The organism is Kitasatospora sp. NPDC127111, assembly GCF_042677465.1.
In the GTDB taxonomy this organism is placed as follows: Bacteria; Actinomycetota; Actinomycetes; order Streptomycetales; family Streptomycetaceae; genus Kitasatospora.
The window spans coordinates 1-25076 of record NZ_JBHXTG010000106.1 but is presented as its reverse complement, the minus strand read 5'-3'; the positions used below and the strand labels follow the sequence as shown (position 1 = coordinate 25076).

The following is a 25076-nucleotide window of genomic DNA, read 5'->3' as shown; positions in this document are numbered from 1 at the left end:
CAGTTGCGCTCGCGTCACGCACCACGGTCTACCGGATCAGAACCCGCCGCGAGGGTGAATCGCACAGATTGATCACGACCGAATACGCGCCCTAGTGGTACTTCATCGTGGCGGTGCGCGGGGACGAGACCGCGCACCGCTTCGACGCCGAGCCGGTGGCCCCCGCCTACGGCGGCGCCGGCCGCCGCACGCTGCCCCGCTACCGCACGGACTCCACTGCCCTGCACGAGCTCGCCACCGCGGACGGCCGTCGGGCGTTTCGGCAGGTCACCTGGCGCCAGGGCAGCCGCGGCGCGATGTGTTCACGGTTCCGTGCCCTACAGGTACGGCCCGCCGGAAAGATCCCCCGCGCGCTCGCCGCCGACGACGCGGGCGGCAGCGCGGCCTGGGACGGCGTTCTTCCGGCCGAGACCCTCCTGGTCGAATGGCCATCGGACTCCGAGGCCCCCACCGACTACTGGCTCACCAACCTCCCGCCCGACACCGCGATCCGCCGGCTCGTACGCCTGGCCAAGATCCGCTGGCGCATCGAACACGACTACCGCGAGATGAAGCACGGCCTGGGCCTGGACCACTTCGAGGGACGCACCTGGCGAGGCTGGCACCACCACGTCACCCTGGTCACCGCCGCCCACGCCTTCCTCACCCTGCGGCGCCTCGACCCAAAAGTCGAGACGCCGCTCTGACCTTCTACCGAGTCCTCGACGCCATCCAGGACCTCATACGGGCCTGGACCGGCGAATGCCCCACCTGCCACCGCGACTTACCCATCCCACCGCGACAACGCCACAGCCAAAGGACTCAGACCTAACGAAATACTACTAGTAGGAGTAGATCGAAGTGGATGTCATCGTTGCACCACCATGGGTGGTGCACAAGGTAGTGCCGGTCTGCGACCTGGCCACACCGTTGTTCACCTGAATCCGCCAGCCCGGGTAGGCAATGAAGCCGCCGCCCACCTTATAGAGGCCGCCATTTCCACCCTCCCTGTATCCGACGAGGATGTAGTAGGACCCGCTCGTGGTCCTGATGTAGACGCAGCCGTCGGACTTCTGGTACGTGCCGTAGTACGTGCGACCCGCCGTAGCAGCCTCCGTCGGGTGTGCTGCCGCCGCCCCACCGGATCCGAGGGTTAGGAGCGCCGCCACGATGCCAGCCACCGATACGATCTTCCTCGCCTTGACTGCGATCACTTCTGCCTCCCTTGAAGCGCGGGGGCGATCTGGCCAGACCGTCCGATTTGCAACCTAGCACTGCAGATCGCGCTCTACTATGGCCTTGGAGAACCTGCAGGGCATTGTGCCTGGATTGGCTGGATGAATGAGTCTCATGTTCCCCGCATACCTCGAACGTTCAGCAGGCATCAATTGCCACAAGGCTAACCGAGTCCACAGCGGGACGTGCGGGATATGCCGATCGTGGTCTAATGTGCAGTATGCGGAGTGGCCTGAGAATCGATATGATCGGTAATCAAGCCCAATAGAAGCGGACCACTGACACCGACCGCCGGCTGTGGAGCCGGGGCGGCCGGACCGAACCGGTCGTTATGCCAGGTTCACCATGGGCCGCCCGGCGGAGGGATGGGCGGCGCCGACCGCGATCAATTGATCCACTGGTCGAAAGCAAAGGTCATGGCGGTACGAACCATTTGTCGCTGTGCTTCTTCTGATAAGCCGCCGTTGCCTCCAGACACCGTTGGCACCGGTTGGATGTACCAGCACGGGTCTCCGCCAGGCAGCGCGGCGAAGCCGTCGAACCGAAGATCACCTGCAATCCATACGATGCCCCGGCCATCCGTCATTCCTCGCCAGACCTGATCTGGCACCTCACCTCGGAAAGCCGCCGCCGCAGCACCGTCCGGGGCAAGCAGCAGGAGCCGCTTGCTCGTCTCACCCGGAACCTCCTCCATCCGGCAAGGCCAGACCTGCCAGGGATGGGTTCCCAGGATCTCCCGCCAGGGCTGGGGCTTCCTCAGACCGGCACGGGTTCCCAGCCATGCGATTCCGTATGCCAAGAGCCCGAATGCAAGACCCACGGGGAACATCCCTGCGGGAGGGTTGTCTATCCACCAACCCAAAGCACCGCACATGCCGACGAACCAGCCGAAATACGCCGGTGACTTGCGGAGTGCCGCCACCCGCTGCTCAACGGCTTGCTCCAGACGTTGCTGTACCTCGGGAGTCGTTTCGGCCGCAGAACGCGGTGAGACCTGGTACCCGTACTCCCTTGCCAGCATCTACGACCCCCCGCTGTGCCCGCCCTGCAGACCGCTATGAAACCGCCCCCATCTGGCCAGCACAACCCCGCGTCCCGCCACCGCATCAGATGGTGACGGCTGTGATGACCGCTGTCACCGGTCACGGTGGGGCAGGCTCTGTGGCGGCGGGGGGCGGCCTGCTACATCCCGCCCCTCAGGTGCCGGCGCCCAGCTGCGAGGTCTTGCCGGAGCTGTTCGAGCAGTCGGCGTGCTACCTGGTCGGGCCGCTGCTGTCCGCCAACCCTGCCGACGCCCCGACCCTGCTGCGCCTGGCGCTCGCCGAAGGCCTCGCCGCCGACGCTCTGGTCCGGCCGACCGCGCCCGCCAACGGGTGATCCCGGTCGGGGGCATGCCGGGAGGGCAAGGCCGTTGGCCAGGGCAGAACGGGCAGTGAGATCTCTTCCTCGCCGGCGCCGAGTGCTGGAGCGGCCGTCAGGCCACCGGTTCGTTTCTCGTCATCGTTGCTCCCGTGTGGTCACGGCCGCATCTGGCTTCCGGTCAGCAGTGGCAGGACACGTCCAGCACCACGGAGTCCGGGTCGAGGGCATCCAGGTAGGCGTTGGCGTTCTGCAGGTAGCCGTCCTCGCGCTTGTCGATCCAACTTCCGTCGAGCCGCAGCAGCGCGTAGCCGGGCACCGCGTTGGCGCGCGCCAGGGCGAGGTTCTCGGCGCGGTCCTCGGTGAACCAGAACGGCCAGGCTGTCGGATTGTCGCCACCGGCCACCCACGCGTCGTGCCGCTCCCCGGCAAGTCGCTCGTGCGCGGCGCGCAGCGCCTCGAAGTCCAGCAGTCCGCGCGGGCCGCCGTCGCAGCGGTTCGGCAGGCCGGCGAGGAGGTCACGGTCCTGGGGTACTTCACCGTATTCGTACATGGCCAGCAGCGGATCCCCGGCGGCGTCCGGCCGGTGCAGCAGACGCGGGCCCTCGAGGCGCAGACCCAGGCCGTCCCACTTGCCCTGCGGGTTGTGGGTGGCGAGGTGGTACCCGCATCCGGCCTCGTCGACGTAGAGGTAGCCGTCGTCGCCGGGGACTTTCCCGGTCCAGGAGTTCATCGAGTCGGCGATCTCGCTCCAGCCGAGGGCCTCCCGGTCCGGCAGGATGCCGCGCTCCTTGTTCACCTGCACCCAGTACACGCTGTTGGGATCCGCTGGCTCGTAGTCCCGGTACTCGGGCATCTCGAGTTCGCTGTAGTACGGCATCAGGGCCGCGACCGCGGCTTCGCGGTACCGCTCGGGCGGCATCGACGGCAGGACGACGAGCATGTCGTACTTCGACATCAGACTTTCCTTCGCGTTCGTTGATCCACCACATCCTGTCGAACGATGGTGTGCCGATGCATCCGGGTTTCGGGCCTGCCGGGCAAGGAGCTGATCCCGTGGGCGACGTCACGGCGTGCGATCAGAGGCTTGGTGCTGCGATTCCAGCGGAGGCGGCGGTACTCGTCGAAGTCGTAGCCGCGATCGGCGAACAGTCGTCGGGGCCTGTTGCAGGTCGCTGGTGGAACGCTCGCTGGTGGGCGAGCACCGTCGCGGTCACGGAGGTTTCTACGACGCCCTGGCCCGTGGTCGCCTCGCTGCCGACCGGCTGAGGCCGGCGCGCGAAGGTGCACCGGCTCGGGGTGAACGGGTCGACGAGCGAGGGCAGTTGGGGATGGCTAGTCGTCCAGTAGGCGGTGGACGGTGAGGGCGGTGGTGGCGCGGGCCACGCCGGCGGGGGTGGTCAGGTCGAGGCCGAGGGAGGTGGCGATGCGGTCGAGGCGGCGGGCGACGCTGCTGTGGTGGAGGTGGAGCAGCTCGGCGGCGGCGCGGTGCGAGCCGGTGGCGCAGTAGGCGTCGAGGGTCTCCAGGTCCTCCGGGGCGGTGGCGGCGAGGCGGCTGAGCGCCGCCACGTCGGGGTTGCGGCGGGCCGCTTCCGTAGGGACGGCGGCCAGCAGGGCCAGCGCGCCGAGGTCGGCGTACCGGACCACCGGCTCGCGGGCGGTGGTGAAGCGCAGCGCGGTGCGGGCCTCGGCCCAGGCCAGCTCGGGGCGCGGGTCGGCGCCCAGGCCGGCCCGCATGTCGGCGGGCCAGCGCGCCCCGTCCAGGTCGGCGGCCAGCAGCACGCCGACGCCGCCGAGTAGGGCGGCCTTCACCGGCCGGTCCGGGCAGAGCTGCCCCGCGACCCGGCCGAGCGGCAGTGGCGAGCGCACCGCGGCCACCCGCACCGGCCGGTCCCCGGGGAAGCCCAGTAGGCGCAGCGCCCGTGCCCTGGACGCCTCGTCCGTCTCCGAACTGACGGCCAGTTCGACCAGCGCGGGGTCGGCCATCGTGGCGCGCGCCGGGCCGTAGCGTTCCACGGCCGCGGCGACGGCGATCGCCAGGCGGTCGAGCAGGACCACGTCCAGCGGATGCGGTGCCCCCGGCCGCTCCAGCCACACCGCGCCGATCTCCTCCTCGTCCAGGGTGACCGGCCCTGTGCTGGAGGCCGCCGCCGGCGGGTCCGCGGCCTCCCGGCCGTCCGGCGCCATCCGGATCGGACGCCCCGCCGCGCCGATCCGGATGCCCGCCGGGCACTCCGCCAGGCCCGCCGAGGCCCGGGCCAGGGCCGGCAGGTCCACCCGACGGCGCATCAGCGTGTCGTAGAACGCCACCACCTGCACCGTCCCCCGGACCTCCGGGTCCAGCTGCGACAGCCGTTCGGCCAATGCCTCCATGCCGTGAGCATAGGACCGCCGGCCGGCCCGCCGGACGCGCCGAGCGGTGCGTGGAACGGCCGGAAGACGCGACGGGCGGCGGACGACCCGGCGGGCCCCGGCCGCCAGGATGAACGGCATGGATCCCGAACTCGAAGCATTCGTCCACCTGCTGCCCAAGGTCGACATGGCCGACCCGGTCGGCACCCGTCACCTGTTCGACTCGCTCGCCGCGAGCCGGCCGCCGCTCGACACCACGGGCCTGGCCATCGAGGACCGCACCGTCCCCGGCGACCCCGACGTGCCCGTGCGGATCTACCGCCCCCGGCAGGCCCGCGGCGCCGTGGTGTGGCTGCACGGCGGCGGGTTCGTCTTCGGCGGCCTGGACGCCGAACACCCCTGGGCCACCCGGATCGCCCAGGACGCCGGGGCCGTGGTGATCTCGGTCGGCTACCGCCGCGCCCCCGAACACCGCTTCCCCGCCGCCCTCGACGACTGCTACGCCGTACTGGTCTGGGCGGCCGACCACGCCGCCGAACTCGACATCGACGCCGACCGGATCGCGGTCGGCGGCCACAGCGCCGGCGCCAACCTGGCGGCCGCCACCGCCCTGCGCTCCCGCGACGAGCACGGCCCGCGGATCCGCTTCCAGCTCCTCAACGAGGCCATCCTCGACGACCGCCACCGGACCTGGTCCGCCCGGAACTTCACCGACACGCCGTGGAACAACCGCGCCGTGCGGATCGCCGCCATGGACCACTACCTGGGCGGCCAACCGGCCACCCCGTACGCGGCCCCGGCCCTCGCCACCGACCTGACCGGCCTGCCGCCCGCGTACGTCGCCACCGCCGAGTTCGACCCCAACCGCGACGAGGGCATCGACTACGCGCTGCGCCTGCTGCAGGCCGGCGTGAGCGTCGAACTGCACCAGTGGCCGGGCACCTTCCACGGATCCCAGGCGATCCAGTCCGCCGAGGTGTCGCAGCGCCAGATCGCCGCGCTGGGCGCGGTACTGCGCCGAGCGCTGGCGGACTGACGAGGATTCGGGGCCGGGGAGCCGGGGCCGGGGCCGGGGCTGGGACGCGGGGCCAGGGCCGGGGCCGGGACGCGGGGCCCGGGCCAGGGCCGGGGGCTGGCGGCCCCGGCCCGGTCGGCGGGGGAGCGGCGCGAGCCGCACCAGTGCATCCGCTGCCAACGCAGCCGGTTGCCGGCCAGCGCCGTCCACACCGAGTGGATCAATACCGGACCGCCCTCATCCACTCCGGGCCTCGACCAGTGGGGCCTGCGCGGCCGAGCTGGTGCGATCGCGCTATGGGGGACTGTTGCCGAGCGCTGTGACCGGATGACGAGAGGCAGTCACTTTCGGTCATTGCTCCAGGGATCTCTGCAGAACCTGCGCCTTCCGCTGCCGTTCGTGCGACCGGTAACCCACGTTCGCCACTGGGGGCCTGAACCTCCGCGACCCGTGCGTTCCCGGTACGGACGCGAAGCGCTCAGCGGGGTCGGCGCCGCCTGCCGCGACCGGTCGTCAGCGGCTCCGCCGGGTGGTCGGCCGAGGCGATCAGCGCGGCGAGCACGGTGGTGACCGGCACCGACGCGACCAGGCCGATGCTGCCGACCAGCGTGCGGGCGATCTCCTCGGCCACCAACTCGCTGGTGGCCACCGACAGCACGTCGCGGTGGGCGACCGAGAAGAGCAGCAGCAGCGGAAGCGCCGCGCCCGCGTAGGCGAGCACCAGGGTGTTGACCGTGGAAGCGATGTGGTCACGCCCGATCCGCATCCCCGCGCGGTAGAGCTTGCGGGCACCCATCGCCGGGTCGGCCTGGTGCAGCTCCCACACGGAGCTGGTCTGGGTGACCGTGACGTCGTCGAGCACGCCGAGGGACCCGATGATGAAGCCGGCCAGCAGCAGGCCGCGGATCTCGATGTTGGGGTACAGATCGTGGATGAGGCCGGTCTCCTCCGACGTGTTGCCCGTCAGATGGGCCCAGGAGGTGAAGACCGACCCCAGCACCCCGATCAGCACCAGCGAGACCAGCGTGCCGAGCACCGCCACCGACGTCCGGGCGGAGAGCCCGTGGCACAGGTAGAGTGCGACCAGCATGATCGCGCTGGCCCCGACCACCGCGACCAGCAGCGGGTCCGAACCGTGCAGGATCGCGGGCAGGATGAACAGCGACAGCACCGCGAAGCTGATCGCCAGCGCGATCAGCGCGGTCAGCCCGCGCCAGCGCCCGACCAGCAGGACCGCCACCGCGAACAGCCCGGCCAGCAGCGCCATCGGGACGTCACGGTCCACGTCGACCACGGTGTACTGGAGCTCGGCCGGTGCGTCGGGCGCGTACGTCAGCACCACCTCCTCGCCGACGCTGTAGTGGCGCGGCTCGGCCGGGTGGACGACGGTGGTGAAGGTGCGTCCCTTGTCCGGCCCGGTGGTGACCTCGATGGCGTCCTGCTGGCAGGTGCCCTGGTCGGCGGGGTTGACGGCGCTGCAGGGCAGTTCCTCCACCTTCGTGACCTTGCCGTGCTGGACCTGCTGGTCGAAACCGACGCCGGTGCGCTCGTGCGCGGGCACACCGCCCGGCCACAGCAGGATCAGCCCGACCACGACCGCCACGGCGAACGGGATCAGCACGGCCGCGATCACCCGGCGGAGGTGGGCGGAGACGGGAGTGGCCGGGCCGTGCGCGTGCGAGTGCGGCGCCGCCGCGCCCCCGCCGTGCGGGTGGTCGCCGTCCGGCTGTTCCACGTCCACGTCGAGACTCCTCGAGATCGGCCGACCGCACAGCCGGAGCAACGGGCACAGACCATCATCGTCCCCGGTCCGGTGGGATCGCGGCAGGCGCGACCACGGGGCACCCGGGCATCAGGCGGCGGTCCCGCAGGACGGGCGCGTCGTCAGTGCGCAGGACGACGACCACCGTGAATCCCGCATCGAGCGGCACGTCGGCGTCGAACCGATCCGACAACGAGGTCACGAACACCGTCTGCTGGTGGCCGGCCGGGTCGTCGGCGGTCCGGCTCACCGCTGTGCGCGAGCCCGGGATCAGGGCGGGTCGGCGCTGTATCCGATCAGCCAGGCCAGGGCCCGGACCACTCCGAGCGCGAAGTCGTGCTCCTGCGGGCCGAGGTCCGTCCGGTTGTCCGTGGCTCGCAGGGCCGCGCGTTGCTCGCCCTTCAACTGGGCGGTTTGGGGGCGGTTTCCTACCTGTTGCGCACCGCTGACCGGAGCCGCGTGCCGGTGGCCGGCTGCCCACTCGTAGGCGGCCAGTGCGCCCCGCAGCGTGGGGGAGAGCGGCTGGGGCCCGCTCTCCAGGCGCACGATCGCGGCCTCCACCTCGGCCACGTCCGGACGCCAGCCCGGGCCGGTTCCTCGCTGGACATGGGCCCACCGTAACCGTGCGGACTCCGGCGCCCGGGGAGTGCACGACACGGCCTGCCAGTCAGGTCCCGCGGCCGTCAGGACACGCCTGCCCTCTGACGGCCGGTCCTGATCGGCAGGGCCTCGCAGCCCGGGGGCGGCGGCAGGTCCGGCAGGAGCGGTGCCGGCCGGTGAGGCGGTCGCCCCGGCGGGGGCGGCGTCGGCGGCAGCGACACGGTTGCCGGGGAAACGGCGGTCATGATCTCAGCTCTCCTCTACTCGACCCCGCCCGTCCCATCGACTACCCGGATCCGGCGCCCCGACGCCCGGTTCCGCCCGTAGATGGGGCTGCTGATCGCGCTCGGCGCCAACCCGCCCGTGTGAGCGGGCCGGCCTCGCGCCGGGGAGTGCCCTGGTTGCGGGCGGTCACACGGTCGGGCGTCCGGCGGGGACCGGTTTGAGCGGTCGGCCCCCGTCGGCGCCCCGGTGGACGTGGGTAGCGTGGAGGAAACGGGGTGGGCAGGCACGGAGACGGACACCCCTGGCGGCCCTGCGGCAGGCCCCGGGGCCTGCCGCGGCCGGTCCGGACAAGCGATTGCCAAGATCACCTCCGGGCTCCCGGCGCTGCCCCGCGCGGAATCTCCGTGCGCGCCGGCTCGTTGCATTCGGATAGACAGTCCGATGGCTTCCGCGTCGACGTGCCGAACCGGCGCCCGGCCGAGCCTCGTCGGGAGGCGGGTCCGATGGCTGACAGCGAGATCCGAGGGATCGATCCCTCCGTGCGGCCGAGCGGCGACGGGTGTGCGGAGTGCCTGGCGGGGGAGGGGCCGGGGTGGTGGTTCCACCTGCGGCGCTGCGCCGCGTGCGGGCACATCGGCTGCTGCGACTCCTCGCCCTCGCAGCACGGGACGAGGCACGCCCGCGAGGCGGGCCACCCGTTCCTGGCGAGCTTCGAGCCGGGTGAGGATTGGCTGTGGAACGTCGAGACCGAGGAGTACTACGAGGGGCCGCAACTGGCGGCGCCCGCCGCGCACCCGCTCTCGCAGCCGACGCCCGGCCCGCTGGGCAAGGTCCCCGCAGACTGGCAGTCGCACCTGCACTGACGAGCTGAGGGGATCTCGCGGCGGACTCAGGGCGGCTCGGCCGGCAGGCGGCGCGGGTCGGTGACTCCGCCGGGGCAGGCGAGGCCGTCGACGTCCCAGCCGGCCCGCATGGCTCCGGCCCGGTACGCGCCCTCGTAGAAGGCGAGGACGGCCGCCCTCGGATCGGTTTCCGTCCGTGCCGCCGCGTACGGCAGGACGGCAAGGTGGCTGCCGCCCAGCGCGGTCCACTTCGCGGACGCGGGGGTGAGCGGGTCCTCGGCGAGGTGGGCGGGCTCGGGGGCCGTGTAGGAGTAGAAGGCCGGTTCGCCCAGGTTCTCGTCCCCGAACCAGAACCCGAAGCTGATCAGCTCCCGGGAGTACGCCTCGCGCGTCACCGGGTCCACCTGCGCCGGCTGGTCGACGGTACGTCCCGAGAACCGGGTGTGGGCGATGTCGAACGAGTGCCAGAACAGGTGCACGGGGCTGACCTTGCCGGAGAAGCGCGCCGCGAACTCCTCCAGCACCAGGGCGACCTGGTTGAGCACCTGCCAGTGGCGATTGGCCCAGGCGGGATCGTACGTCGCGTGCTCGAAGTCCTCGGCGAACGGCCGGTCGGAGTCGGCCAGGCGGTACGGCCGGGGGACCCGGAGCTCCATCCGGACGCCCAACGCCGCCAGCGCCTCCAGGGTCTGCCGGTGGAACGAGGCCACGGACTGGCCGGTGAGCGGGAAGGACTGCGTCCCGCCGTCCGCCGTCGCCACGACCAGCCGGTGGTCGACGAAGTCGAAGTCGATGGTGAAGATCGGGTTGCCGTCGACCTGCCCCATGGGCCGCGTGGTGATGCCGCGCCCGGTGAGGTGGAACGGGACGTTCCACCAGTGGTTGCGGCGCACGCTCGCCGCCAGGCGGATCTTGCCCACCACCTGCGTGAAGCGGTGCAGCGTCTCCTTGGTGTCCCGCCACTCGGCGAGCGGCATCGGCGGGAACAGCTCCATCGCGCATCACTCCTGCCCGTTCGGCCGCAGTTCCATGATGACCACGGCGGTCCGAACCCGCAGAAGGATGCGGGAAGGGCCAGCGGCCGCGATCGACTGCGATGAGTCATGGCGTGGGCACTTGGCGTAGCCGGACCACCATGGCTCGATGTCCGACGAAATGAGGAACCCATGGCCAGCAAGGCCAGCATCGTCTTCGCCGACGGACTCTGGGCCGACGGGTCGTGCCTCAACAAGCTCACCCCAGCGCTCCAGGCCGAGGGGCACGATGTATCAGCCTCGCAGCACGGCCTCGACTCGCTCGAGAGCGACGTCGAGGGTGTCACCCGCTCCATCAACCACGTGCCCGGCCCGGTCGTCCTGGCCGGTCACTCCTACGGCGGGACCCTGACCACCAAGCCCGGCGTCCACGACCGCGTGGGCGCACTGGTCCACATCGCCGCGCTCGGCCGGGACGAGGACCAGACCTCGCAGAACGAGCAGAACAAGTTCCCCCGTACGCCCTTGTTCGATCACATCGACGTCTCCGACGGCAGCCGAGCCCTGGGCGACCTCCTGGGCGGGGTGGCGGACAGGGCCTTTCCCACCTCTTCATCCAGCGTTTCGTCGTTCATCCAGCGTTTCGTCGTCCGGCTCGTCGCTTGCCCAGGCCACATGGCCATCGGGTCGTATGAGCGCGGCGCGGACGTCTCACCAGTCGTCGGGGCGTTCGGTGGCGGCCGCACGGTGGCAGGGCGCGTGGAGGACCTTGCGGCCGGTCAGGTCCAGGAGGACGTGCCGGCCCGGACGCAGCAAGGTCAAGAGACTGGTGTTGTCGAGCCCCCCGCACCCGCAGGGGTCAGCTGCAGATCGTCGGTGTGATCGAACGTTCGGTCTCGTCCACGCTTGCCTGCCCGTTAAACTCATCGACAAGCACGCGAGCTCGGCATCCAGCATCAGCTCGGTCGGGCCCTCACCGAGATCGATTGCTGCGCTGGTACCGGCGCCGGCTACACCATCGCTGCCCAGCAGCAGCCATTGCTTCTGACCGTCGCCGGGCAAACATCTCCTCAGACGACGGCTACCAGCTCGCCATGAAGCCTCTCGCGCCCTTCGGTGACGTCCAATCAGGCCGCGCACCAGTTCGTCGACGGCGGCCGCCGGGGCCGAATTCTCGGGCCTCGACGGCGGCCTCGGTGAGGACGTCGTCGTCCAGGTCCTCGAAGGCCTCGCGCCCTACAGCAGTCCGGTCCTCGTAGGTGGCCAGCGCGGTGTGCAGCTCGGCCTCACAGAGTGGCGGGCGACCACGGCAACCGGGTGCGGGGCGGGCGGACGGTGTGGGATAGCGCCCGTTCGGCGCGTCCGGGGCGAGCCCGCGTCAAGCGGTCCGGTTCATCCGGCCGGCAGCTCGGCGGCGCGGGCCGGGCGGCGGTGGCGGCCTCGAGCTCGACGGCGAGCGCTCTCGCCGACTGCACCTCCGTCGACGAAGTCGTCCGCTCTACGAGAAGACCATGCTCCCGCTCCACCGAGACGGCCGAGGTCCTCGAATGCGGCGCCGAACACCTGCTGTCCGCCGACAGCCCCGACAGCCGCGCTGGCGGCGACACCCAGATGTGAGCCCCGGCGCCGCCGTACTGAGGCTGCGCCCCCGCGACCGGGAGGCGTGGGCCGGGACACTCTGGAATCCTGGCTGTGAAGCGCCAGCCGAGCCCACCGCGAGGAGCCGCCGACTTCGGACGCCGGACCAGAGCCGCCATCGAGCGGGCCTGACCTCACGTGCACGGCAGCCGGTCCTCGCGCGCATTCCGGCGCAGCACCGTCGCACCGCGGGCGCGCCCTGCGGTACCACCTGAGGAGTCTCCGATGGACTTGCACCTCTCGGGCAAGGTCGCCCTCGTCACCGGGGCCAGCAAGGGGATCGGTCTCGCCGTGACGCGGGCGCTCGCCGCCGAAGGCGCGAACGTGGTCGCGGTGGCGCGCGGTACCACGGGTCCGCTGACCGAGCTCACCCCGCAGGTTCACCCGGTGTCCGCCGACCTCACGACGGCGGACGGCCCCGCAGTCGCGGTCGAGGAGGCGGTGTCCCGGTTCGGCGGACTGGACATCCTGGTCAACAACGTCGGCGCGGTACGCCTCCGGCTGACCGGCCTCGTGTCGGTGACCGACGACGACTGGATCCAGGGACTGACGATCAACTTTCTCGCCGCAGTCCGGACCACGCGAGCGGCCCTGCCCCATCTGATCGAGCGCGGCAACGCCTCGATCGTGACCGTGAGCTCGGTCAACGCGTTCCTGCCCGACCCGACGATCATCGACTACTGCGCGGCCAAGGCGGCGCTCTCCAACTTCTGCAAGGCCCTCTCCAAGGAGGTCGGTCCGCGCGGGGTGCGGGTGAACACGGTCAGCCCGGGGCCGGTGTCCACCGCGCTGTGGCTCGGTGACGACGGCGTCGCCGCGACGGCGGCGAAAGCGGCGGGCGGAGATCCGGCGGACATCGCTCGGGCCGCCGTCGCGCAGGCGGCGACCGGCCGCTTCAGCCTCCCGCAGGAGGTCGCCGACCTCGTTGTGCTGCTGGCCGGTGACCGGGCGGGCAACGTCACCGGGAGCGACTTCGTCATCGATGGTGGCCTCGTCCAGACACTCTGACGCCCAGGGAATCACCCGAAGCAGACCAGTTGGGGCCCCCATGGTGTCGAACCGTGCGGCAGCGTGTCGATGAACTCCGTGCCGTGCGCCGCCTCGGCGGCACAAAGGAGCTCGGCGTCGGTGGCGTCCGGCCGGGCGAACGCGAGGTGGTCCCGCTCGCAGCGTCCGGTGGAACATCGCCGGATCCTGCGGGCGAGCTCCGGCGCCGTGAGATCGGCTTCTGCTCAACGGAGATGCTCCGCGGGCACCCCGGACGCCTCGCCCCGGCCGTCGAGGGCCTGCGCCTGGCCGCGGCCGGTCACCGGTTCGACCCGGACGGCACCGCTGCCCGCCGCTTCCTCGGCTGGAGGGTGGGCCCGCACTGGCTGCTCAGCCGGTGAGCGGGCCGGGTCCCGGAGGCCGTCCGCTGAGGCCGTCCTCCGGACCAGGCCCGTCGAAGTCGTCGCGGCGGACGTACGTGCCCGGCGTGGACAGCTCCTCAACTCCTCAACTCCTCAACCGTGCCGGCGGTTGGCTGTGTAGGTGACCATCGGCTCTGGCTCAACTTCTGGATGCTGTTGGTGATCTTCATCGGTCTCACGGCAGCACCCAGATAGCTCGGTGGTCGGGAGTGTCTGTCCGCTGCGTCATGCTCGCACCGTGAACGAAGACACCTTCTGGCAGCTCATCGAAGACTGCAGGCCCGCAGGACCCGACTCTGCGGCCGAACTGCTCGCCGCCAACATCACTGAGCGCCTCGCCCGGTCCTCGTTGCCGCTGGTCACGGGCTTCGCGGAACAACTGTCCTGGGCGCTCTACCAACTGGACCGCAAGGAGTACGGGCAAGACCTGTCGGGGGACGCCTTCCTCTACACGCGCGCCGCGGTCGTCGCCGCCGGCCGAGCGGTATTCGACAGAGTGCTGCAGGACGCTTCCGCCTTCACCCCGTTCGTCATCGACCACATCTGGGCCGAGAGCCTGCTCTACGCGCCGGACCGTGCATACGAACGCATCACCGGCGAGGAGTGGGGCCGCGATACGCGCTACTCCTTCGAGTCGTACTCGAATACCGAGGGCTGGGCCGGCTGAGCTCCGGATAGAGACGAAGGCTGCCTGGATCTTCACCGAAGAGGGTGAGGATCCCGGTTTTCCCGGCCGCTCGCCATGTCTGCGTGCTGTCCTGGAGGTTCGGGCTGTTCAGCGGGGGTGGGTGCGGTGGCGATGGGGTGCTGGTCCGGGCGAGAGATCCCGGCGCTGACCGTGCGGATGGCTCGGGCGAGCAATCCGCGGGGCACGGCGGCGATGTGGGTCCGGGATCACCTGGAAGGTCTGTTCACGGACGACGACTTCGGGGAGTGGTATCCCGCTGACGGGCGTCGTGGTCTGTCGCCGGCTCGTCTGGCGCTGGTGTCGGTGCTGCAGTACGCGGAGAATCTCACCGACCGGCAGGCCGCCGAGGCCGTCCGGTGCCGGTTGGACTGGAAATTACTGCCTGGGGCTGGAGTTGGACGACCCGGGCTTCGACTTCTCGGTGCTGAGCGAGTTCCGTGACCGGATGGCCGAGGGCGATCGGGCGGACCGGCTTCTGGCGGTGATGGTCGATCGTCTGGCGGAGGCCGGGCTGGTCAAGCGGCGCGGGCGGCAGCGGACCGACTCCACGCACGTCCTGGCGGCGGTGCGGCGCCTGGACCGGATCGAGCTCGTCGGGGAGACCCTTCGCGCGGCCCTGGAGGAGCTGGCCTTCGCCGATGAGGAATGGGTCTCCACTCTGGTCACGGACGAGTCGGCCCGACGTTACGGCCGGCCGGTGCGCTATGACCGGCTTCCCAGGGAGACCAAGGAGCGAGAGCAGTACGCGCTCAGGGTCGGCGAGGACGGCATGCGGCTGTTCCGGGCCCTCCTCGCTCCCGACACCCCGGCCAGGCTTCGGCGGCTGCCGCAGGTGGAGGTGCTGCGGCAGGTCTGGGTCCAGCAGTACTGGTTCGACGAGCACGACGCTCTGCGATGGCGTGGGCCGAAGCAGACCCGTGACAGGCAGAGCCGACGCCATACCGCCCGCCGGACGACTTCCTCGGGGGCGGCCGCCGAGGGCAGACCGGATCCGGCGACGGCACGTGTCCCCTGGTCGTCGGTGGAGATCGTCTCTCCTCACGATCCTCAGGCGCGCTTCAGCCACAAGCCCGGTAAGGCCGAGTGGGTCGGCTACAAGGATCACCAGACCGAGACCTGCGACGACGGTCTGCCCAACGTGATCGTCCACGTCGCCACCACGCCGGCGCCCGAGCAGGACATCGACGCCCTGGAGAGGATCCACGCCGATCTCGCGGCGCGCGGTCTCGCCCCGGCCGAGCACCTGGTCGACGGCGGATACGTCACCCCGGCCACCATCCACCGGGCCAGGACCGAGCACGGGATCGACCTGGTCGGCCCGGTCCGCCTCGCCCTGACCTCCCGCGCCCACCCTGGGTTCAACAAGGAAGACTTCATACCCAACTGGCAGGAAAGAACGTTGACTTGCCCGAACGGCGCGACCAGCCCGCCCTGGAAGCCGACACTCTCCGACGGCCAGGAGCGCATGTCGGTGCTCTTCCCCCGCGCCACCTGCCGGGCCGGCGACGACCGCCTCAAATGCACCGGCAACGTCGACGGCAAGGGCCGGCACATCCTCCTCCTGCCCCAGCCCCTGCAGGAGATCCAGAACCGGGTGCGACACGACCAGCAGACCAGGCCATGGCGCGAGCGATACGCCCTCAGGGCCGGCTGCGAGGCCACCGTCTCCGAGACCGTGCACGCCCACGGCCTCCGCCACTGCCGCTACCGCGGCACAGCGAAACCCACGTCCAGCACGTCCTCACCGCAGCCGGAACCAACATCATCCGCCTCCATCAGCACCAGCCGGGCGACAACCGGACCACCCCCGCAACCCGCTTCACAAACCTCTGCCGCCAGACGATCGACCGCACTCAAACCAACAGCTGCTGAAGATCACCAACAGCATCACTTCTGTGTCGCAGACACGCTGCGTCATCAATGCCGTCTCGTGGCAGGTGCTTTTGCTATGCCACCAGAGGGTTGACTGCCCAGGGGTCGAGGCCCATCCTGCGCCAGCGGCGCTGGTCTCGACTGTGGACGAACCGTGAGCCCTGGTAGCGAAGGTCGCTGATCCAGAAGTGGGGGATCTCGCGCTCTGCATAGCGGCGCAAGAGTTCGCCCATGCCGCAGTCGAAGCGCATCCAGCTCTCGGGCGATGCCCAGTGGCGACGCCAGATGACCGTCGTCCATCGGTTGGGATCGGGATCGGAGGCATACCAGCACAGTAGGTCGGCGTCCACCGTGCCGCCCCACGCGATCAGGAGCTCGGGCTCGTCGAAGTCCTCTTCCTCAGCCGTGAAGCAGGCGGTGTCGGTTCCCTCCTTCATTGGAAAGGGAGGGTTGGTGTAGACCTCGGAGACGGGAGCATCCACGTATAGGAAGTCGTCGAACGTTCCCTCACCGTAGACCTGCATGAAGGCGCGGTAGTCGTCGGGGAATCCGTGGTCATACTCCGCGGTCATACGCGACCAGTCGGTGGCGTTCCCGCCGCTGGCCGGCGGTGCGACCAGAGTCTGAAGGCAGCGAATCCCCTGGGGTGAGAGAGACATGCCCTCAGACTCGCTGTCCACGCCGTTCTCCTGATCGTCTGTACCGGATTGCCGCGACGCGGCACGCGCACATGACCTTAGCCAAGGCGGATGCTGGGGCGCATCGTCAGCCGCTGCTCTGCTTCTCGGCCTGATCCCGCTCGGACCAGCTGGCTTCCTGACGCTGACCACGTAGTGTCAGGCCAGAAGGACGCGCTTTCGGAGGAGCGAGAAGCCCGCACGACCGAACATTTGCCGTTTGAGCATCTTGATCCGATTCACGTGCCCTTCGACGACGCCGGAGTTCCAGGGCAGGGTGAGGCCGGCGATGACAGCGTCGCGGTCACGGTCGATGCCGGCGGCAAGGGTGTGGAGGCTGGGCAGGTCATCCTTGCGGACGGCGTCGAGCCATTCCGGCAGGCACTCGCCCCGGCGCTCGGTGAGCATGACTCCGAAGGATCGGACGTGCCGTGTCAGAGCGTCGAACAGTGGGCCAGGACGTGCTTGAGCTGGAGTTGTTCCTGCTCGGGCAGGTTCTCGGGTCGGCGGAGGATCCAGCCTGCCACCACCCGGGGCGAGGGCGGCTGTGCCGTGACGGGCCGTGGTGACGTGCGCTTCCGGTAGAGGTAGGCGCGGACCGTCTGGTAGCTGCCGCGGAAGCCGGGCGCGTCGCGTCGGCGAGGCGCTTGACGGTCCCGTAGGTCATTCCCAGCGGACGCTGGATCGAGCGCCGGCTGTGGCCTGCCTCCAGCAGCGCGTGGACGGTCGCGTGCCTGCTCCGGGTGCGGTCGGCAAAACGGTGGCCGGTGGGCCACGGCGATTCGGCCGTCTCATCGACCAGATATCGCGCTGATGGTGGTAGGCGACGACCTCAGCACCCAGCGCCCGGGCCCCCTCCACCTTCATCGGCGGCGCATCGTGCGGCACCACAACGGTGACGGGAACGCCCAGCAGCTGGCCGGCCAGGGCGAGGGCCTGGGCGTGGTTGCCCGACGACGCCCCGATCACGCCGCGCCGCCGCTGACGGGGGCTGAGGGCCGCCACGGCGTTGTAGGCGCTGCGGAACTTGAACGAACCGCTGCGCTGGAGGGCTTCGACCTTGCAGACCACGCTGCGGCCGGCCAGCTGGTCCAGCCGCGGGTGCGACAGGGGCGGGGTGGCTGCGCAGCGGCACACCGGGCGTCGAAGGCGGCACACCGCTCCGGCCCGCCGGCATGCCCCCCAACCTCAGGGGCTGCGCAGGGCACTGGACCGCGCGGCCACTCGCATCAACGCGGCCTGGGGACGGGGCGCGCGCCCCCTGCCCACCATGGAGCAGCTGCGCCGTATCGTGGATCCGCGCCAAGCCTAGGGAAGCGTCCAGCGGTGCCCACTGTTTCAGTCGCCTCAGGCGGCCCGCGCACCAGTGGCTATATCACGTTCGTACCTGCGGTCGGCAAGGATGCCGGACACTGTCACCAAGGCCACGCTCAAGGTGATGATGGCTTCGGACCAGAAGAACGCCGTGTAGTCCAACAGCGAGCCAATCGCCGGGGAACCGGGTGCCGCGCTGCGCAGGCCGACAATGGCAAACAGGGTGGCAGCCATCCAACCCATGGCTGGCCAGACGATTCGTTGACGCTGACGAAGCAACACGATCGCACCGCCCAGTACAGCCAGGGCCAGTGTCCACATGGCCAGCGCCATGAACCCCGCAAGCACAATAACACTGTGAGAGCGGCTGGCTTTCACCCCTAACGCGGCCTGTCCAGTGAAGACGACTACAACTGCTGTGTCAAAGTCAAATGAGGGCTCGACACTGAAAAACGGATCGGTTTCATTAAAGACCATCATCGTCTCGGCAGGGGCACCATCCGGAGTCTTTGCCAACCAGATCATGAAAGCCAAATAGTGGTCAAAGGGGTAGTCACTGGCCGGTCCGCCTTCCAGCAAAATGGGAACCTGCAGCGGCGTAGGGATCGTGCCTTTGGACAGATGGATGATCGGCAGCACCGGCGAGGTAGTTACCACTTCCACATCCTGGGCGAGGGCTCGAGCCGGCGAGCCCGCCAGAGCCCCTCTTGGCACCGGCACCACGTTGAGGAGAAGCTGGCGATTATCAGTGTCGACCCGCTGCGCAGTGACGTCGAGTTCCAGCACTGCCGTTTCCTTATAGCCGACCGTCGTCTGCCGCTGTTGGGAACCCTTCTCATTCTCGTACAGCATCCGTCCCACTCCGACGAATGCTGCAACCGATGTCAAAACGAGCAGGGCAATTCCACCGATGATAAGGAATCGCCGAAACCGCGACCACTTCCGCTTTGGCGGCTTGGACGGCTCAGGGGAGGCAGCAGACAAGTCGTTCACTCAATCAGCTTGGCCTGAGGGGATGAGTGAGCTCGGGACCGCCGCGCGGCAACCCGCCACGTCTCTGGGGGCTGCACCCCGAGGGAGAGCCATCCCAGGGTGCCGGGTTCCCGTGGCTGCGGTTGTGGTCGGGCCCGTTATTAGTGCTCACTGGCGAGTGCTGGACTGTGCCAAGAGCCGTTCGATCTGCTCGCGCATATCGCTGGCGGCGTCGTTGGTGTAGCCGTTGCACGGACGGCGAGCCGGGCCAGGCGCCGAGCGTTCCCCGGCCGTGGGCGGGCGCGGGGATGTTGTTGCCCTGGTCGGAGACGAGTTAGGACCAGGTGGTGGGGGCGGGGATGCCGTCCGCGTCGTCACCGCTCCAGCCCTGCGCACGCTGGAACGCCTCGGTGGCAGCCCGGTCGGAGTCCGATCAGGTCGGGCCGGGGCCCTCGCTGTAGAAGCGGCCGCCGCCCCGGCGGACCAGCATCTCGCCGAGCCGGGTGACAAAGGAGTTGTGTGCCCCGGGGCCCAAGGCGTCCGGTCCGGGGTAGGCGTTAGGGTCCGGGGCGGGAGCGGGTGCCGGTTCGGGGGACGGCGCCGCGGGCTCCAACTGCCACTGACTGCCCAAGCACCGGGTGGGGCCTGCAGACACGCTGCGTACGTGTCTGCGGGCCCCATCCGTTCGGTGAAACCCCTCCATCCACGCCCGCCCCGGCACAACACGGCGGTAGGTTGGCGCCCACTTCGACACGGCACCGATCCGCCGCCCCTGGAGGGCCCTCATGCCCAGCGCCTCCCCGCCCACCTCCGCCCCGCAGTACTGGGACAGGTACCGGCCGCACAGAGGTGAGGGCCCGCAGGAGCGTCCCGCCGCCGAGCGCTTCGACTGGACCGGCATCCCCGGCAACGGCCCGGGGGCGGAGGTCCTGGGCATGCCGAAGCGGGCGCTCGACCTCGGGCCGGCCGAGGGGGAGAACGCCGCGTTCCTCGCCCGCTCCGGCATCGAGGTGGTCGCCGTCGACTTCTCGGCCGTGCAGGTGGCCCGTGCGCGCGGCTTCTGGACCGACCTGCCGAACCTGGAGTTCGTCCACGCGGAGGCCGGAGCGTTCCTCGACCAGGAGGAGCGGGAGTTCGACGCCGTCTACTCCACCTGGGGCGCCGTCTGGTTCACCGACCCGGAGGAGCTCCTCCCCCGGGTCCGCCGGCGTCTCGCCGCCGACGGCGTCTTCGCGTTCTCCCACCGCGAGCCGGAGGCCGGGACGTACGGGGCGCAGCGGATGGGCGGGAAGTGGCTGGAGGGCCGGGAGACGGAGCTCACCGTCCGGCGCTGGCAGCACACCGCCGATCAGTGGGCCGACCTCCTCAAGCGCCACGGGTTCGCTGAGATCGACGCCCAGGTGCTCCCCAACCCCGAGGCTGGCGCGCTGGGTACCCTCCTGGTCCGCGCACAGGCGTAGCCACTGCGGCCGGCACGTATGCGCCCTGTTACACGCCCCCACGCATCGCTACCGTGATGGCTCTGCCGGACTCGGGGAGGGGTCGTGTCGCGGGTGACGGTAGAGGTGGACGTTCCGGCGGTGCTCCGTGCCGCCCGGGCGGTGAAGAAGGCGACATTGGCAGAGGTCGGGGAGTACGCCGGGTACTCCTCCTCAGCCATGTCCCGCATCCTCAACGGCCGCATGGCGGTCGGCGACGGTGCCCTGCTGCGGATCGCGGAGTTCCTGGACATCCCTCCCCAGCGTCTCGGCCTCGACTCCGACACCGTTGGACATGCGTCAACTTCCCTGCCACTGGCATCGGTTGCTACTAGGGTGACGGAAGGCCAAGAGTCGGAGGACAAGGTGCGACGCAGGAGCTTCTTCACGCTGGGAGCTGCGGGAGTCGGCGCGGCGGTCGTCGGCGGCGCACCGCAGGCCAGCGCAGAGCCCGTTCTTCCCCCTCCCGGGACGGACCCGCTGGAGCAGGCGCTGTTCAACCCAGCCACGCCGGTCCGCCTACCCGGCCTCCCCGCCGCCCTGGCCCGGGCCCGCAGCGACTTCCGCGCCGCCCGCTACGACCAGCTGCGTGCAACCCTGCCCGCCATCCTCTCGGGTGCGGAAGCGGAGCGGGACGCGGCGAGCGGGCAGCGCCGGGAAAAGGCGCATGCCGTCCTGGCCCGCGCCCACGTTCTCGCCACCGAGCTAGCGGTGAAGGACAGCGCCGACTACGCCTGGGTCACCGCCGACCGCGCCCTCACCGCGGCCCGCGCCTCCGGCTCCTCCATCGTCGTGGGAGAGGCAGCGCGGGTCCTGGCCATCACCATGCGCCGCTCCGGCCGCATCACCTCCGCCGTCCAGCTCCTCACCTCCGTCGCCGATCTCGACAGCGCCACCACGGCCGACGCCCTGGCCGTCCGCACGTCTCTTCTGCTGACCGCCGCGTACACCGCCGCAACCGGAGGCGACTGGACCGCCGCGTACGACCTGGTGGAAGAGGCGGAACGGACCGCGCTCCGCGCCCCGGCCGGAATGACGGGCGACCTGTTCACCGTCGAGGCAACGGCGGAACAGTGCACGCTGTACCGCATCGGCATCGCCACCGCCCTCGGCAACCCCGACGCCGGCGTGAAGCACGCCCTCGCCCTCGACCCGACAAGGCTGCCGACCAGAGAACGACGCGCACGGTACTTCACCGACACCGCCCGGATGTGGGACGCGCTCGGAGAGGACCAGCGGACCTACGAGGCACTGCTGGGGATGGAACGGGTGGCGCCGCAAGAGGTACGCAGGCCGTCCGTCCGGACGATCACCGCCCGCCTCGTCCACTCCCCAGCCCGCCTGCCCGGACTGCGCCCCTTCGCCGCCCGTACCGGCGCCATCGGCACCTGACATCTGGCCTCGCCTACCGGCCGGACAACAGCTCCGACAACGTCGACTTCCCGATCCCCAGGTCCGTTCGTGCTGCAGCCTGCGACCCAAGGTGGTCGACGAGGAGCTGGGCGGCGATACCACGCTGCGCCCGCACGTTCGCCCCGACGGTATGGCGCAGCAGCTCGGTGACGGCCGCGGCCGCCTGGGCGCCGGCCCGGGCCCGCTCGATGCCGGCGCCGACCGGGTGCAAGGGACTCGACCAGCCGGCGCGCGTGCCGGGCAGCGAGGGCTTCGTCGCGGCCGCCTGGCCTCAGGCCCGCCACCTGGTCGACTCCGACCTCCTGGACGCGATGAACGCCTACTTCGAGCGGAGCAACAACGAGCCGCGGTCGGGCGGCCAGCCCGTGTTCTCCCGAGACAGGGCCCCGGAGGACGCCGTGGTCTGCGGCACGCTGATCAGCGTCGCCGACGCCCTACTGTCCGCCGACAACCCCCAGCAGAGGATCGTCGGCCTCTTCGACGCGGCATTCCGCACCAGCCACAGTCGACAGCGATACGCGCGAGTCTTCGCACACCATGAGCAGTCGTGCTCCGAACGCCTGCGGGAGATCATCCACTCGCTGATCCGGACCTTCCCAACGTTCGGTGCGGCCCCATGGCTCTACAACCCCGGCTTCGAGCCCCAGCACATCCCGGCGTTCCTGGAACAGGACTGGTACGACCGCTACATCCGTCCCGCCGACATCCCGATCAACGACCGCCTCCTTCGACGCAGCGCGGCCATCCAACTCGTTCGCTGCTCGGCGAAGTGCACCGACCGGGAAGCCGCCGAACTCCTCGGGATCCCACCGGACAAGGTGCCCACCGGCATCGACGACGACCGCTTCTCGACCGGCTCCAGGGACGCACCCATGGAGTTCCGCGCGGCCGTGGTCGAACTGGGCGGGCACCTTCGTGACACCGCCAGCCAGCTCGTCGACTACCAGCGCCGACGAGACGCGCTGAAAGACTGGGCCCTGCCACAGGAGACATGGCAAGAGCTGACCGCCCTGCTGCCCGAAACCCCCGGGAAACAGCCAGTCCTCGACGACCGGAAGCGCCAAATCGCCTCCATCTACGTCTGGACCTGCGTCACCGGCAGAGAGCACATCTTCGCTCCCCGCCCAATCGAACAAGCCCAACCCGAGCCCACCCGGCAAGAATGGGCGACCGCCGCTCAACAACCTGGCACCACTTCGAGCGCCCAAGCACCGGACCGCACTACACCGCGCTGAAGTGGCTCCTCACCGAGTACGCGGACAGACTGGCCCACAAGATCGACGGAGGACCACTCACCCGAGACCGAGATGGCCGAGCCGGGATCGCCATGCTCAGCGCGGCGGCCGACGCCTGAGGAGACTCATTCAGCGGCGGCAGATCCAGTAGCTGTCGCGAACCGCGTGTCGGCATCGCTCACCGGTAGGGCGAGTCACCACGACGTGGCCTCCCCCGTATGAGAGCCGGTCGCCCGCCGCGACGAACACCGGCCCGTCCAACTCGACCTGGAAGTCGGAGTGGAGCAAGAACTCGCTGAGCATCAGCATCCGCGGCACCGGGGTGACCCCGTCGAAATTCACGTGCATGAGGCAAGCATCCCGAAGGGGTCGGTATCACCGCGACAGGTTTTGGAGTGCAGGCACAGGCACGAATCAGGATCGTCGCGCGGCGCGCTGCTGCTCGGATCCGAGCAACCCGGGCGCCCCGGCCCATTCGGTATCTGGACCGACACCCCGGAGCCGGACGGCTCCGACACGGAGGACACGAACGCCGCCGACCGAGGGGAGGCGCGGTGAACGAAGAGTGGAGCAACCCGGCGTACGTCCCGGCCTACGACATGCTGCTGGAGCTGGAGAAGCGCCTCGAAGCCCTGCGCCGCGTCGGGCACGCCGGCGGGGTCGACCCCCGCGGGACCACCGCCCTGCACGCCGTCCGGCTCGCCGCGGCCATCCTGCAGCCTGTCGTCCCCGGCACCGAGGCGCCGCCGTTCCCCGACGACACCGCGCGGCTGCTGGAGCTGATCGCCAACTGGAGCGACGCCGCCTTGGACCTCGGCGAGTTCGCCCCCGCCGGCCCGGTCCTGCGGGTCATCCCCGGCGGCCGGGAGGGCCGACCCGGGTCGGCCCGGTAAGGGCCGGTCGTCGCCTCCGTGGCCCCGAAGCCACTGGGCGGCGTCGGGGACCTCGTGCACCCGGTGGTCGGTGAACTCGCCGAACGCAACTGCCGACAGCGGTTCTCACGGAACTGCTGGGCATCAGCCACGAGACCGCCACCTCCTGGACCCAGTCCGGTGGCCGCTGGGCCCGCTACGTGGCCGAGCTTACCGAGCGGTCGCGCCCACAGAGTTGAGGGCACAAAACCAGGCCCCTCACCGGTCGATCGGCCTTAGGGTCCAGCCCATGCACTCTGAACAGCTCCAGCTCTCATCTCAGCGGTGGATGACCGCCGCCTTGGCAGCATTCGCGCAGGGGACGGAGTCATACGACTTCGCAGTCCACCATGCCGGGATCGCCGCCGAGCACCTTCTCAAGGCTTACCTCTCGTCGCTGCACCCGGCCCTGATCATCGAGGCGCGGGACTTCGACTCGCTCCTGCACGCCACCGGCCACGGCGCACACACGTCCATCCCCGCGAGCCGGGCGAAGACCATCGGGCTGGTCGAAGCTCATACCCGAGTGCACAAGATCCTTCGCAACCAGATGCCCGTCAACAAGCAGGCCCTCGAACCGGTTGCGAACGCGCGCAACGGCGTCGCTCACAGCGGCGTCCATGAGTCCGCCGAGGTCCAGACGGTCTTCACCACCTGCCTTCGATTGATCGACCCGTTGCTCACCGAATTGAAGATAGATCCGAACACCTACTGGGGCAGCTATCTGCCCCTGCACGACAGGCTGATTGAGGAGCGAGTCCGGGCCGCCCGCATCCGCTTGGAAGGCAAGCTCGCCAGGGCACGAGCCATCTTCGAGCAGCGATACGGCCACTTGGAGCCGAAGGAGCGGGAGGTCGTCCTGGCGACGATCACGCGGCAGCTCAGCGTGATCGCCATGGATCACAGCCTACCCAAGCCCTGTCCTGCCTGCAGCTCGGATGGCTGGCTCATCGGCAGCCTCCACCTTGAGGACAGGCCCGAGACCGTCGTGATGTTCACGCCCTACATTTTCGAGTGCACCGCATGCGGCCTAGACGAGTAGTTCCGAAGTCGGTCAGTGGTCGTAGGCGATGAGCGAGCGGGTGACGGGTCGGCCGGTGGCTCGGTTGTGCCAGATCGCGCAGG

The 25076-nt window shown here is 70.1% G+C and carries 28 protein-coding genes and 3 pseudogenes; 15 read left to right on the top strand and 16 right to left on the bottom strand.

The features are described from left to right. Positions 1–101: 101 nt before the first annotated feature. Positions 102–686: pseudogene (locus ACFVHB_RS37370) on the top strand (transposase); the annotation flags it as partial. Between the two features lie 135 nt (positions 687–821). Here ACFVHB_RS37370 and ACFVHB_RS37365 read toward each other — a convergent pair. Both ACFVHB_RS37365 and ACFVHB_RS37360 read right to left on the bottom strand, forming a co-directional pair. Beyond that, entirely contained in the window at positions 822–1193 is a 372-nt protein-coding gene (locus ACFVHB_RS37365) for a hypothetical protein (protein WP_380331598.1), read from the bottom strand. A gap of 407 nt (positions 1194–1600) precedes the next feature. Continuing rightward, positions 1601–2236 carry a hypothetical protein gene (locus ACFVHB_RS37360; protein WP_380331595.1) on the bottom strand — a complete coding sequence of 212 codons (636 nt, stop codon included), beginning with the start codon at positions 2234–2236 and terminating at the stop codon, positions 1601–1603. A gap of 203 nt (positions 2237–2439) precedes the next feature. Between ACFVHB_RS37360 and ACFVHB_RS37355 the strand changes: the two genes are divergently transcribed. Then, the gene (locus tag ACFVHB_RS37355) at positions 2440–2592 is read left to right on the top strand and encodes a hypothetical protein (protein WP_380331592.1); all 153 of its coding nucleotides are present in this window, start codon (positions 2440–2442) and stop codon (positions 2590–2592) included. 163 nt (positions 2593–2755) lie between these two features. Here ACFVHB_RS37355 and ACFVHB_RS37350 read toward each other — a convergent pair whose 3' ends face one another. From ACFVHB_RS37350 to ACFVHB_RS37340, 3 genes and pseudogenes are all read right to left on the bottom strand, one after another. Further along, the gene (locus ACFVHB_RS37350) at positions 2756–3532 is read right to left on the bottom strand and encodes a hypothetical protein (RefSeq protein WP_380331589.1); all 777 of its coding nucleotides are present in this window, start codon (positions 3530–3532) and stop codon (positions 2756–2758) included. A 95-nt stretch (positions 3533–3627) separates the two neighbouring features. Continuing rightward, positions 3628–3738, bottom strand: a pseudogene (locus tag ACFVHB_RS37345) (IS5/IS1182 family transposase); the annotation flags it as partial. Positions 3739–3909: 171 nt separating this feature from the next. Continuing rightward, complete coding sequence (locus tag ACFVHB_RS37340; protein WP_380331586.1) at positions 3910–4947, bottom strand: helix-turn-helix domain-containing protein; 1038 nt, start codon at positions 4945–4947, stop codon at positions 3910–3912. A 118-nt stretch (positions 4948–5065) separates the two neighbouring features. On the opposite strand from ACFVHB_RS37340, the gene ACFVHB_RS37335 reads away from it, so the two are divergent. After that, the gene (locus tag ACFVHB_RS37335) at positions 5066–5962 is read left to right on the top strand and encodes an alpha/beta hydrolase (RefSeq protein WP_380331583.1); all 897 of its coding nucleotides are present in this window, start codon (positions 5066–5068) and stop codon (positions 5960–5962) included. A gap of 457 nt (positions 5963–6419) precedes the next feature. On the opposite strand, the gene ACFVHB_RS37330 is transcribed toward ACFVHB_RS37335, so the two are convergent. Genes ACFVHB_RS37330 through ACFVHB_RS37320 form a run of 3 tightly spaced genes read right to left on the bottom strand, consistent with a single transcriptional unit; the run spans position 6420 to position 8273 of the window. Continuing rightward, positions 6420–7682 carry a YibE/F family protein gene (locus tag ACFVHB_RS37330; RefSeq protein ID WP_380331580.1) on the bottom strand — a complete coding sequence of 421 codons (1263 nt, stop codon included), beginning with the start codon at positions 7680–7682 and terminating at the stop codon, positions 6420–6422. 55 nt (positions 7683–7737) lie between these two features. Next, complete coding sequence (locus tag ACFVHB_RS37325) at positions 7738–7953, bottom strand: hypothetical protein (protein WP_380331577.1); 216 nt, start codon at positions 7951–7953, stop codon at positions 7738–7740. Positions 7954–7973: 20 nt separating this feature from the next. Continuing rightward, positions 7974–8273: a hypothetical protein gene (locus ACFVHB_RS37320; RefSeq protein WP_380331574.1), complete on the bottom strand. Its 300-nt coding sequence runs from the start codon at positions 8271–8273 to the stop codon at positions 7974–7976. 758 nt (positions 8274–9031) lie between these two features. Here ACFVHB_RS37320 and ACFVHB_RS37315 point away from each other — a divergent pair. After that, positions 9032–9391, top strand: coding sequence for a UBP-type zinc finger domain-containing protein (locus tag ACFVHB_RS37315; RefSeq protein WP_380331571.1), 360 nt, complete (start codon positions 9032–9034; stop codon positions 9389–9391). Positions 9392–9417: 26 nt separating this feature from the next. Here the strand turns inward: ACFVHB_RS37315 and ACFVHB_RS37310 are convergent, their stop codons facing one another. Together ACFVHB_RS37310 and ACFVHB_RS37305 are read right to left on the bottom strand one after the other, a co-directional pair. Further along, on the bottom strand, positions 9418–10365 hold the full coding sequence (locus ACFVHB_RS37310) for a DUF5996 family protein (protein WP_380331568.1): 948 nt from the start codon (positions 10363–10365) through the stop codon (positions 9418–9420). Between the two features lie 591 nt (positions 10366–10956). Further along, positions 10957–11019, bottom strand: coding sequence for a hypothetical protein (locus tag ACFVHB_RS37305; protein ID WP_380331604.1), 63 nt, complete (start codon positions 11017–11019; stop codon positions 10957–10959). 1188 nt (positions 11020–12207) lie between these two features. Between ACFVHB_RS37305 and ACFVHB_RS37300 the strand changes: the two genes are divergently transcribed. The 5 genes from ACFVHB_RS37300 to ACFVHB_RS37280 all read left to right on the top strand — a co-directional run bounded on the left by ACFVHB_RS37300 (position 12208) and on the right by ACFVHB_RS37280 (position 16045). Continuing rightward, positions 12208–12990: an oxidoreductase gene (locus ACFVHB_RS37300; protein WP_380331565.1), complete on the top strand. Its 783-nt coding sequence runs from the start codon at positions 12208–12210 to the stop codon at positions 12988–12990. Between the two features lie 233 nt (positions 12991–13223). Next, positions 13224–13370 carry a hypothetical protein gene (locus ACFVHB_RS37295; protein ID WP_380331562.1) on the top strand — a complete coding sequence of 49 codons (147 nt, stop codon included), beginning with the start codon at positions 13224–13226 and terminating at the stop codon, positions 13368–13370. Positions 13371–13629: 259 nt separating this feature from the next. After that, a complete protein-coding gene (locus tag ACFVHB_RS37290; RefSeq protein ID WP_380331559.1) occupies positions 13630–14058 on the top strand; it encodes a DUF4240 domain-containing protein in 429 nt (142 codons plus the stop codon). A 75-nt stretch (positions 14059–14133) separates the two neighbouring features. Next, entirely contained in the window at positions 14134–14520 is a 387-nt protein-coding gene (locus tag ACFVHB_RS37285; protein ID WP_380331556.1) for a transposase, read from the top strand. Continuing rightward, the gene (locus ACFVHB_RS37280) at positions 14474–16045 is read left to right on the top strand and encodes a transposase (protein WP_380331553.1); all 1572 of its coding nucleotides are present in this window, start codon (positions 14474–14476) and stop codon (positions 16043–16045) included. Before ACFVHB_RS37285 ends, ACFVHB_RS37280 begins: the two co-directional genes overlap by 47 nt. Here the strand turns inward: ACFVHB_RS37280 and ACFVHB_RS37275 are convergent. The 4 genes from ACFVHB_RS37275 to ACFVHB_RS37260 all read right to left on the bottom strand — a co-directional run bounded on the left by ACFVHB_RS37275 (position 16026) and on the right by ACFVHB_RS37260 (position 18935). Continuing rightward, on the bottom strand, positions 16026–16631 hold the full coding sequence (locus tag ACFVHB_RS37275; protein WP_380331550.1) for a hypothetical protein: 606 nt from the start codon (positions 16629–16631) through the stop codon (positions 16026–16028). The two genes, ACFVHB_RS37280 and ACFVHB_RS37275, sit on opposite strands and share 20 nt — an antisense overlap. A gap of 156 nt (positions 16632–16787) precedes the next feature. Next, positions 16788–17036 carry a transposase gene (locus tag ACFVHB_RS37270; protein WP_380331547.1) on the bottom strand — a complete coding sequence of 83 codons (249 nt, stop codon included), beginning with the start codon at positions 17034–17036 and terminating at the stop codon, positions 16788–16790. A gap of 255 nt (positions 17037–17291) precedes the next feature. After that, positions 17292–17765 carry a pyridoxal-phosphate dependent enzyme gene (locus ACFVHB_RS37265; protein WP_380331544.1) on the bottom strand — a complete coding sequence of 158 codons (474 nt, stop codon included), beginning with the start codon at positions 17763–17765 and terminating at the stop codon, positions 17292–17294. A gap of 210 nt (positions 17766–17975) precedes the next feature. Then, positions 17976–18935 (bottom strand): DUF4436 family protein, encoded by a 960-nt coding sequence (locus ACFVHB_RS37260; protein WP_380331541.1) that lies wholly within the window; start codon positions 18933–18935, stop codon positions 17976–17978. A gap of 764 nt (positions 18936–19699) precedes the next feature. Between ACFVHB_RS37260 and ACFVHB_RS37255 the strand changes: the two genes are divergently transcribed. Both ACFVHB_RS37255 and ACFVHB_RS37250 read left to right on the top strand, forming a co-directional pair. Continuing rightward, positions 19700–20374: a class I SAM-dependent methyltransferase gene (locus ACFVHB_RS37255; RefSeq protein WP_380331538.1), complete on the top strand. Its 675-nt coding sequence runs from the start codon at positions 19700–19702 to the stop codon at positions 20372–20374. Positions 20375–20458: 84 nt separating this feature from the next. Next, a pseudogene (locus ACFVHB_RS37250) lies at positions 20459–20596 on the top strand (helix-turn-helix domain-containing protein); the annotation flags it as partial. On the opposite strand, the gene ACFVHB_RS37245 reads toward ACFVHB_RS37250, so the two are convergent. Further along, on the bottom strand, positions 20567–20689 hold the full coding sequence (locus ACFVHB_RS37245; protein ID WP_380331607.1) for a hypothetical protein: 123 nt from the start codon (positions 20687–20689) through the stop codon (positions 20567–20569). The pseudogene ACFVHB_RS37250 and the gene ACFVHB_RS37245 sit on opposite strands and share 30 nt — an antisense overlap. 69 nt (positions 20690–20758) lie before the next feature. Between ACFVHB_RS37245 and ACFVHB_RS37240 the strand changes: the two genes are divergently transcribed. Further along, complete coding sequence (locus tag ACFVHB_RS37240; RefSeq protein ID WP_380331601.1) at positions 20759–21784, top strand: XRE family transcriptional regulator; 1026 nt, start codon at positions 20759–20761, stop codon at positions 21782–21784. A gap of 167 nt (positions 21785–21951) precedes the next feature. Then, complete coding sequence (locus ACFVHB_RS37235) at positions 21952–23040, top strand: hypothetical protein (protein ID WP_380331535.1); 1089 nt, start codon at positions 21952–21954, stop codon at positions 23038–23040. 129 nt (positions 23041–23169) lie between these two features. Here ACFVHB_RS37235 and ACFVHB_RS37230 read toward each other — a convergent pair whose 3' ends face one another. Continuing rightward, positions 23170–23388 carry a hypothetical protein gene (locus ACFVHB_RS37230; RefSeq protein WP_380331532.1) on the bottom strand — a complete coding sequence of 73 codons (219 nt, stop codon included), beginning with the start codon at positions 23386–23388 and terminating at the stop codon, positions 23170–23172. Between the two features lie 206 nt (positions 23389–23594). Between ACFVHB_RS37230 and ACFVHB_RS37225 the strand changes: the two genes are divergently transcribed. Together ACFVHB_RS37225 and ACFVHB_RS37220 are read left to right on the top strand one after the other, a co-directional pair. After that, on the top strand, positions 23595–23933 hold the full coding sequence (locus ACFVHB_RS37225) for a hypothetical protein (RefSeq protein ID WP_380331529.1): 339 nt from the start codon (positions 23595–23597) through the stop codon (positions 23931–23933). 268 nt (positions 23934–24201) lie between these two features. Further along, the gene (locus tag ACFVHB_RS37220; RefSeq protein WP_380331526.1) at positions 24202–24993 is read left to right on the top strand and encodes a hypothetical protein; all 792 of its coding nucleotides are present in this window, start codon (positions 24202–24204) and stop codon (positions 24991–24993) included. Positions 24994–25076 lie beyond the last annotated feature (83 nt).

What these genes read in the sequence shown, in the direction of transcription:
- ACFVHB_RS37300 (WP_380331565.1), top strand. Translation starts at nt 12,208, where the DNA reads ATGGACTTGCACCTCTCGGGCAAGGTCGCCCTCGTCACCGGGGCCAGC.
- ACFVHB_RS37270 (WP_380331547.1), bottom strand. Translation starts at nt 17,036, where the DNA reads ATGCTCACCGAGCGCCGGGGCGAGTGCCTGCCGGAATGGCTCGACGCC.
- ACFVHB_RS37255 (WP_380331538.1), top strand. Translation starts at nt 19,700, where the DNA reads ATGCCCAGCGCCTCCCCGCCCACCTCCGCCCCGCAGTACTGGGACAGG.
- ACFVHB_RS37295 (WP_380331562.1), top strand. Translation starts at nt 13,224, where the DNA reads ATGCTCCGCGGGCACCCCGGACGCCTCGCCCCGGCCGTCGAGGGCCTG.
- ACFVHB_RS37220 (WP_380331526.1), top strand. Translation starts at nt 24,202, where the DNA reads ATGCACTCTGAACAGCTCCAGCTCTCATCTCAGCGGTGGATGACCGCC.
- ACFVHB_RS37350 (WP_380331589.1), bottom strand. Translation starts at nt 3,532, where the DNA reads ATGTCGAAGTACGACATGCTCGTCGTCCTGCCGTCGATGCCGCCCGAG.
- ACFVHB_RS37360 (WP_380331595.1), bottom strand. Translation starts at nt 2,236, where the DNA reads ATGCTGGCAAGGGAGTACGGGTACCAGGTCTCACCGCGTTCTGCGGCC.
- ACFVHB_RS37245 (WP_380331607.1), bottom strand. Translation starts at nt 20,689, where the DNA reads ATGTCCAACGGTGTCGGAGTCGAGGCCGAGACGCTGGGGAGGGATGTC.
- ACFVHB_RS37340 (WP_380331586.1), bottom strand. Translation starts at nt 4,947, where the DNA reads ATGGAGGCATTGGCCGAACGGCTGTCGCAGCTGGACCCGGAGGTCCGG.
- ACFVHB_RS37310 (WP_380331568.1), bottom strand. Translation starts at nt 10,365, where the DNA reads ATGGAGCTGTTCCCGCCGATGCCGCTCGCCGAGTGGCGGGACACCAAG.
- ACFVHB_RS37230 (WP_380331532.1), bottom strand. Translation starts at nt 23,388, where the DNA reads ATGCACGTGAATTTCGACGGGGTCACCCCGGTGCCGCGGATGCTGATG.
- ACFVHB_RS37335 (WP_380331583.1), top strand. Translation starts at nt 5,066, where the DNA reads ATGGATCCCGAACTCGAAGCATTCGTCCACCTGCTGCCCAAGGTCGAC.
- ACFVHB_RS37285 (WP_380331556.1), top strand. Translation starts at nt 14,134, where the DNA reads ATGTCTGCGTGCTGTCCTGGAGGTTCGGGCTGTTCAGCGGGGGTGGGT.
- ACFVHB_RS37315 (WP_380331571.1), top strand. Translation starts at nt 9,032, where the DNA reads ATGGCTGACAGCGAGATCCGAGGGATCGATCCCTCCGTGCGGCCGAGC.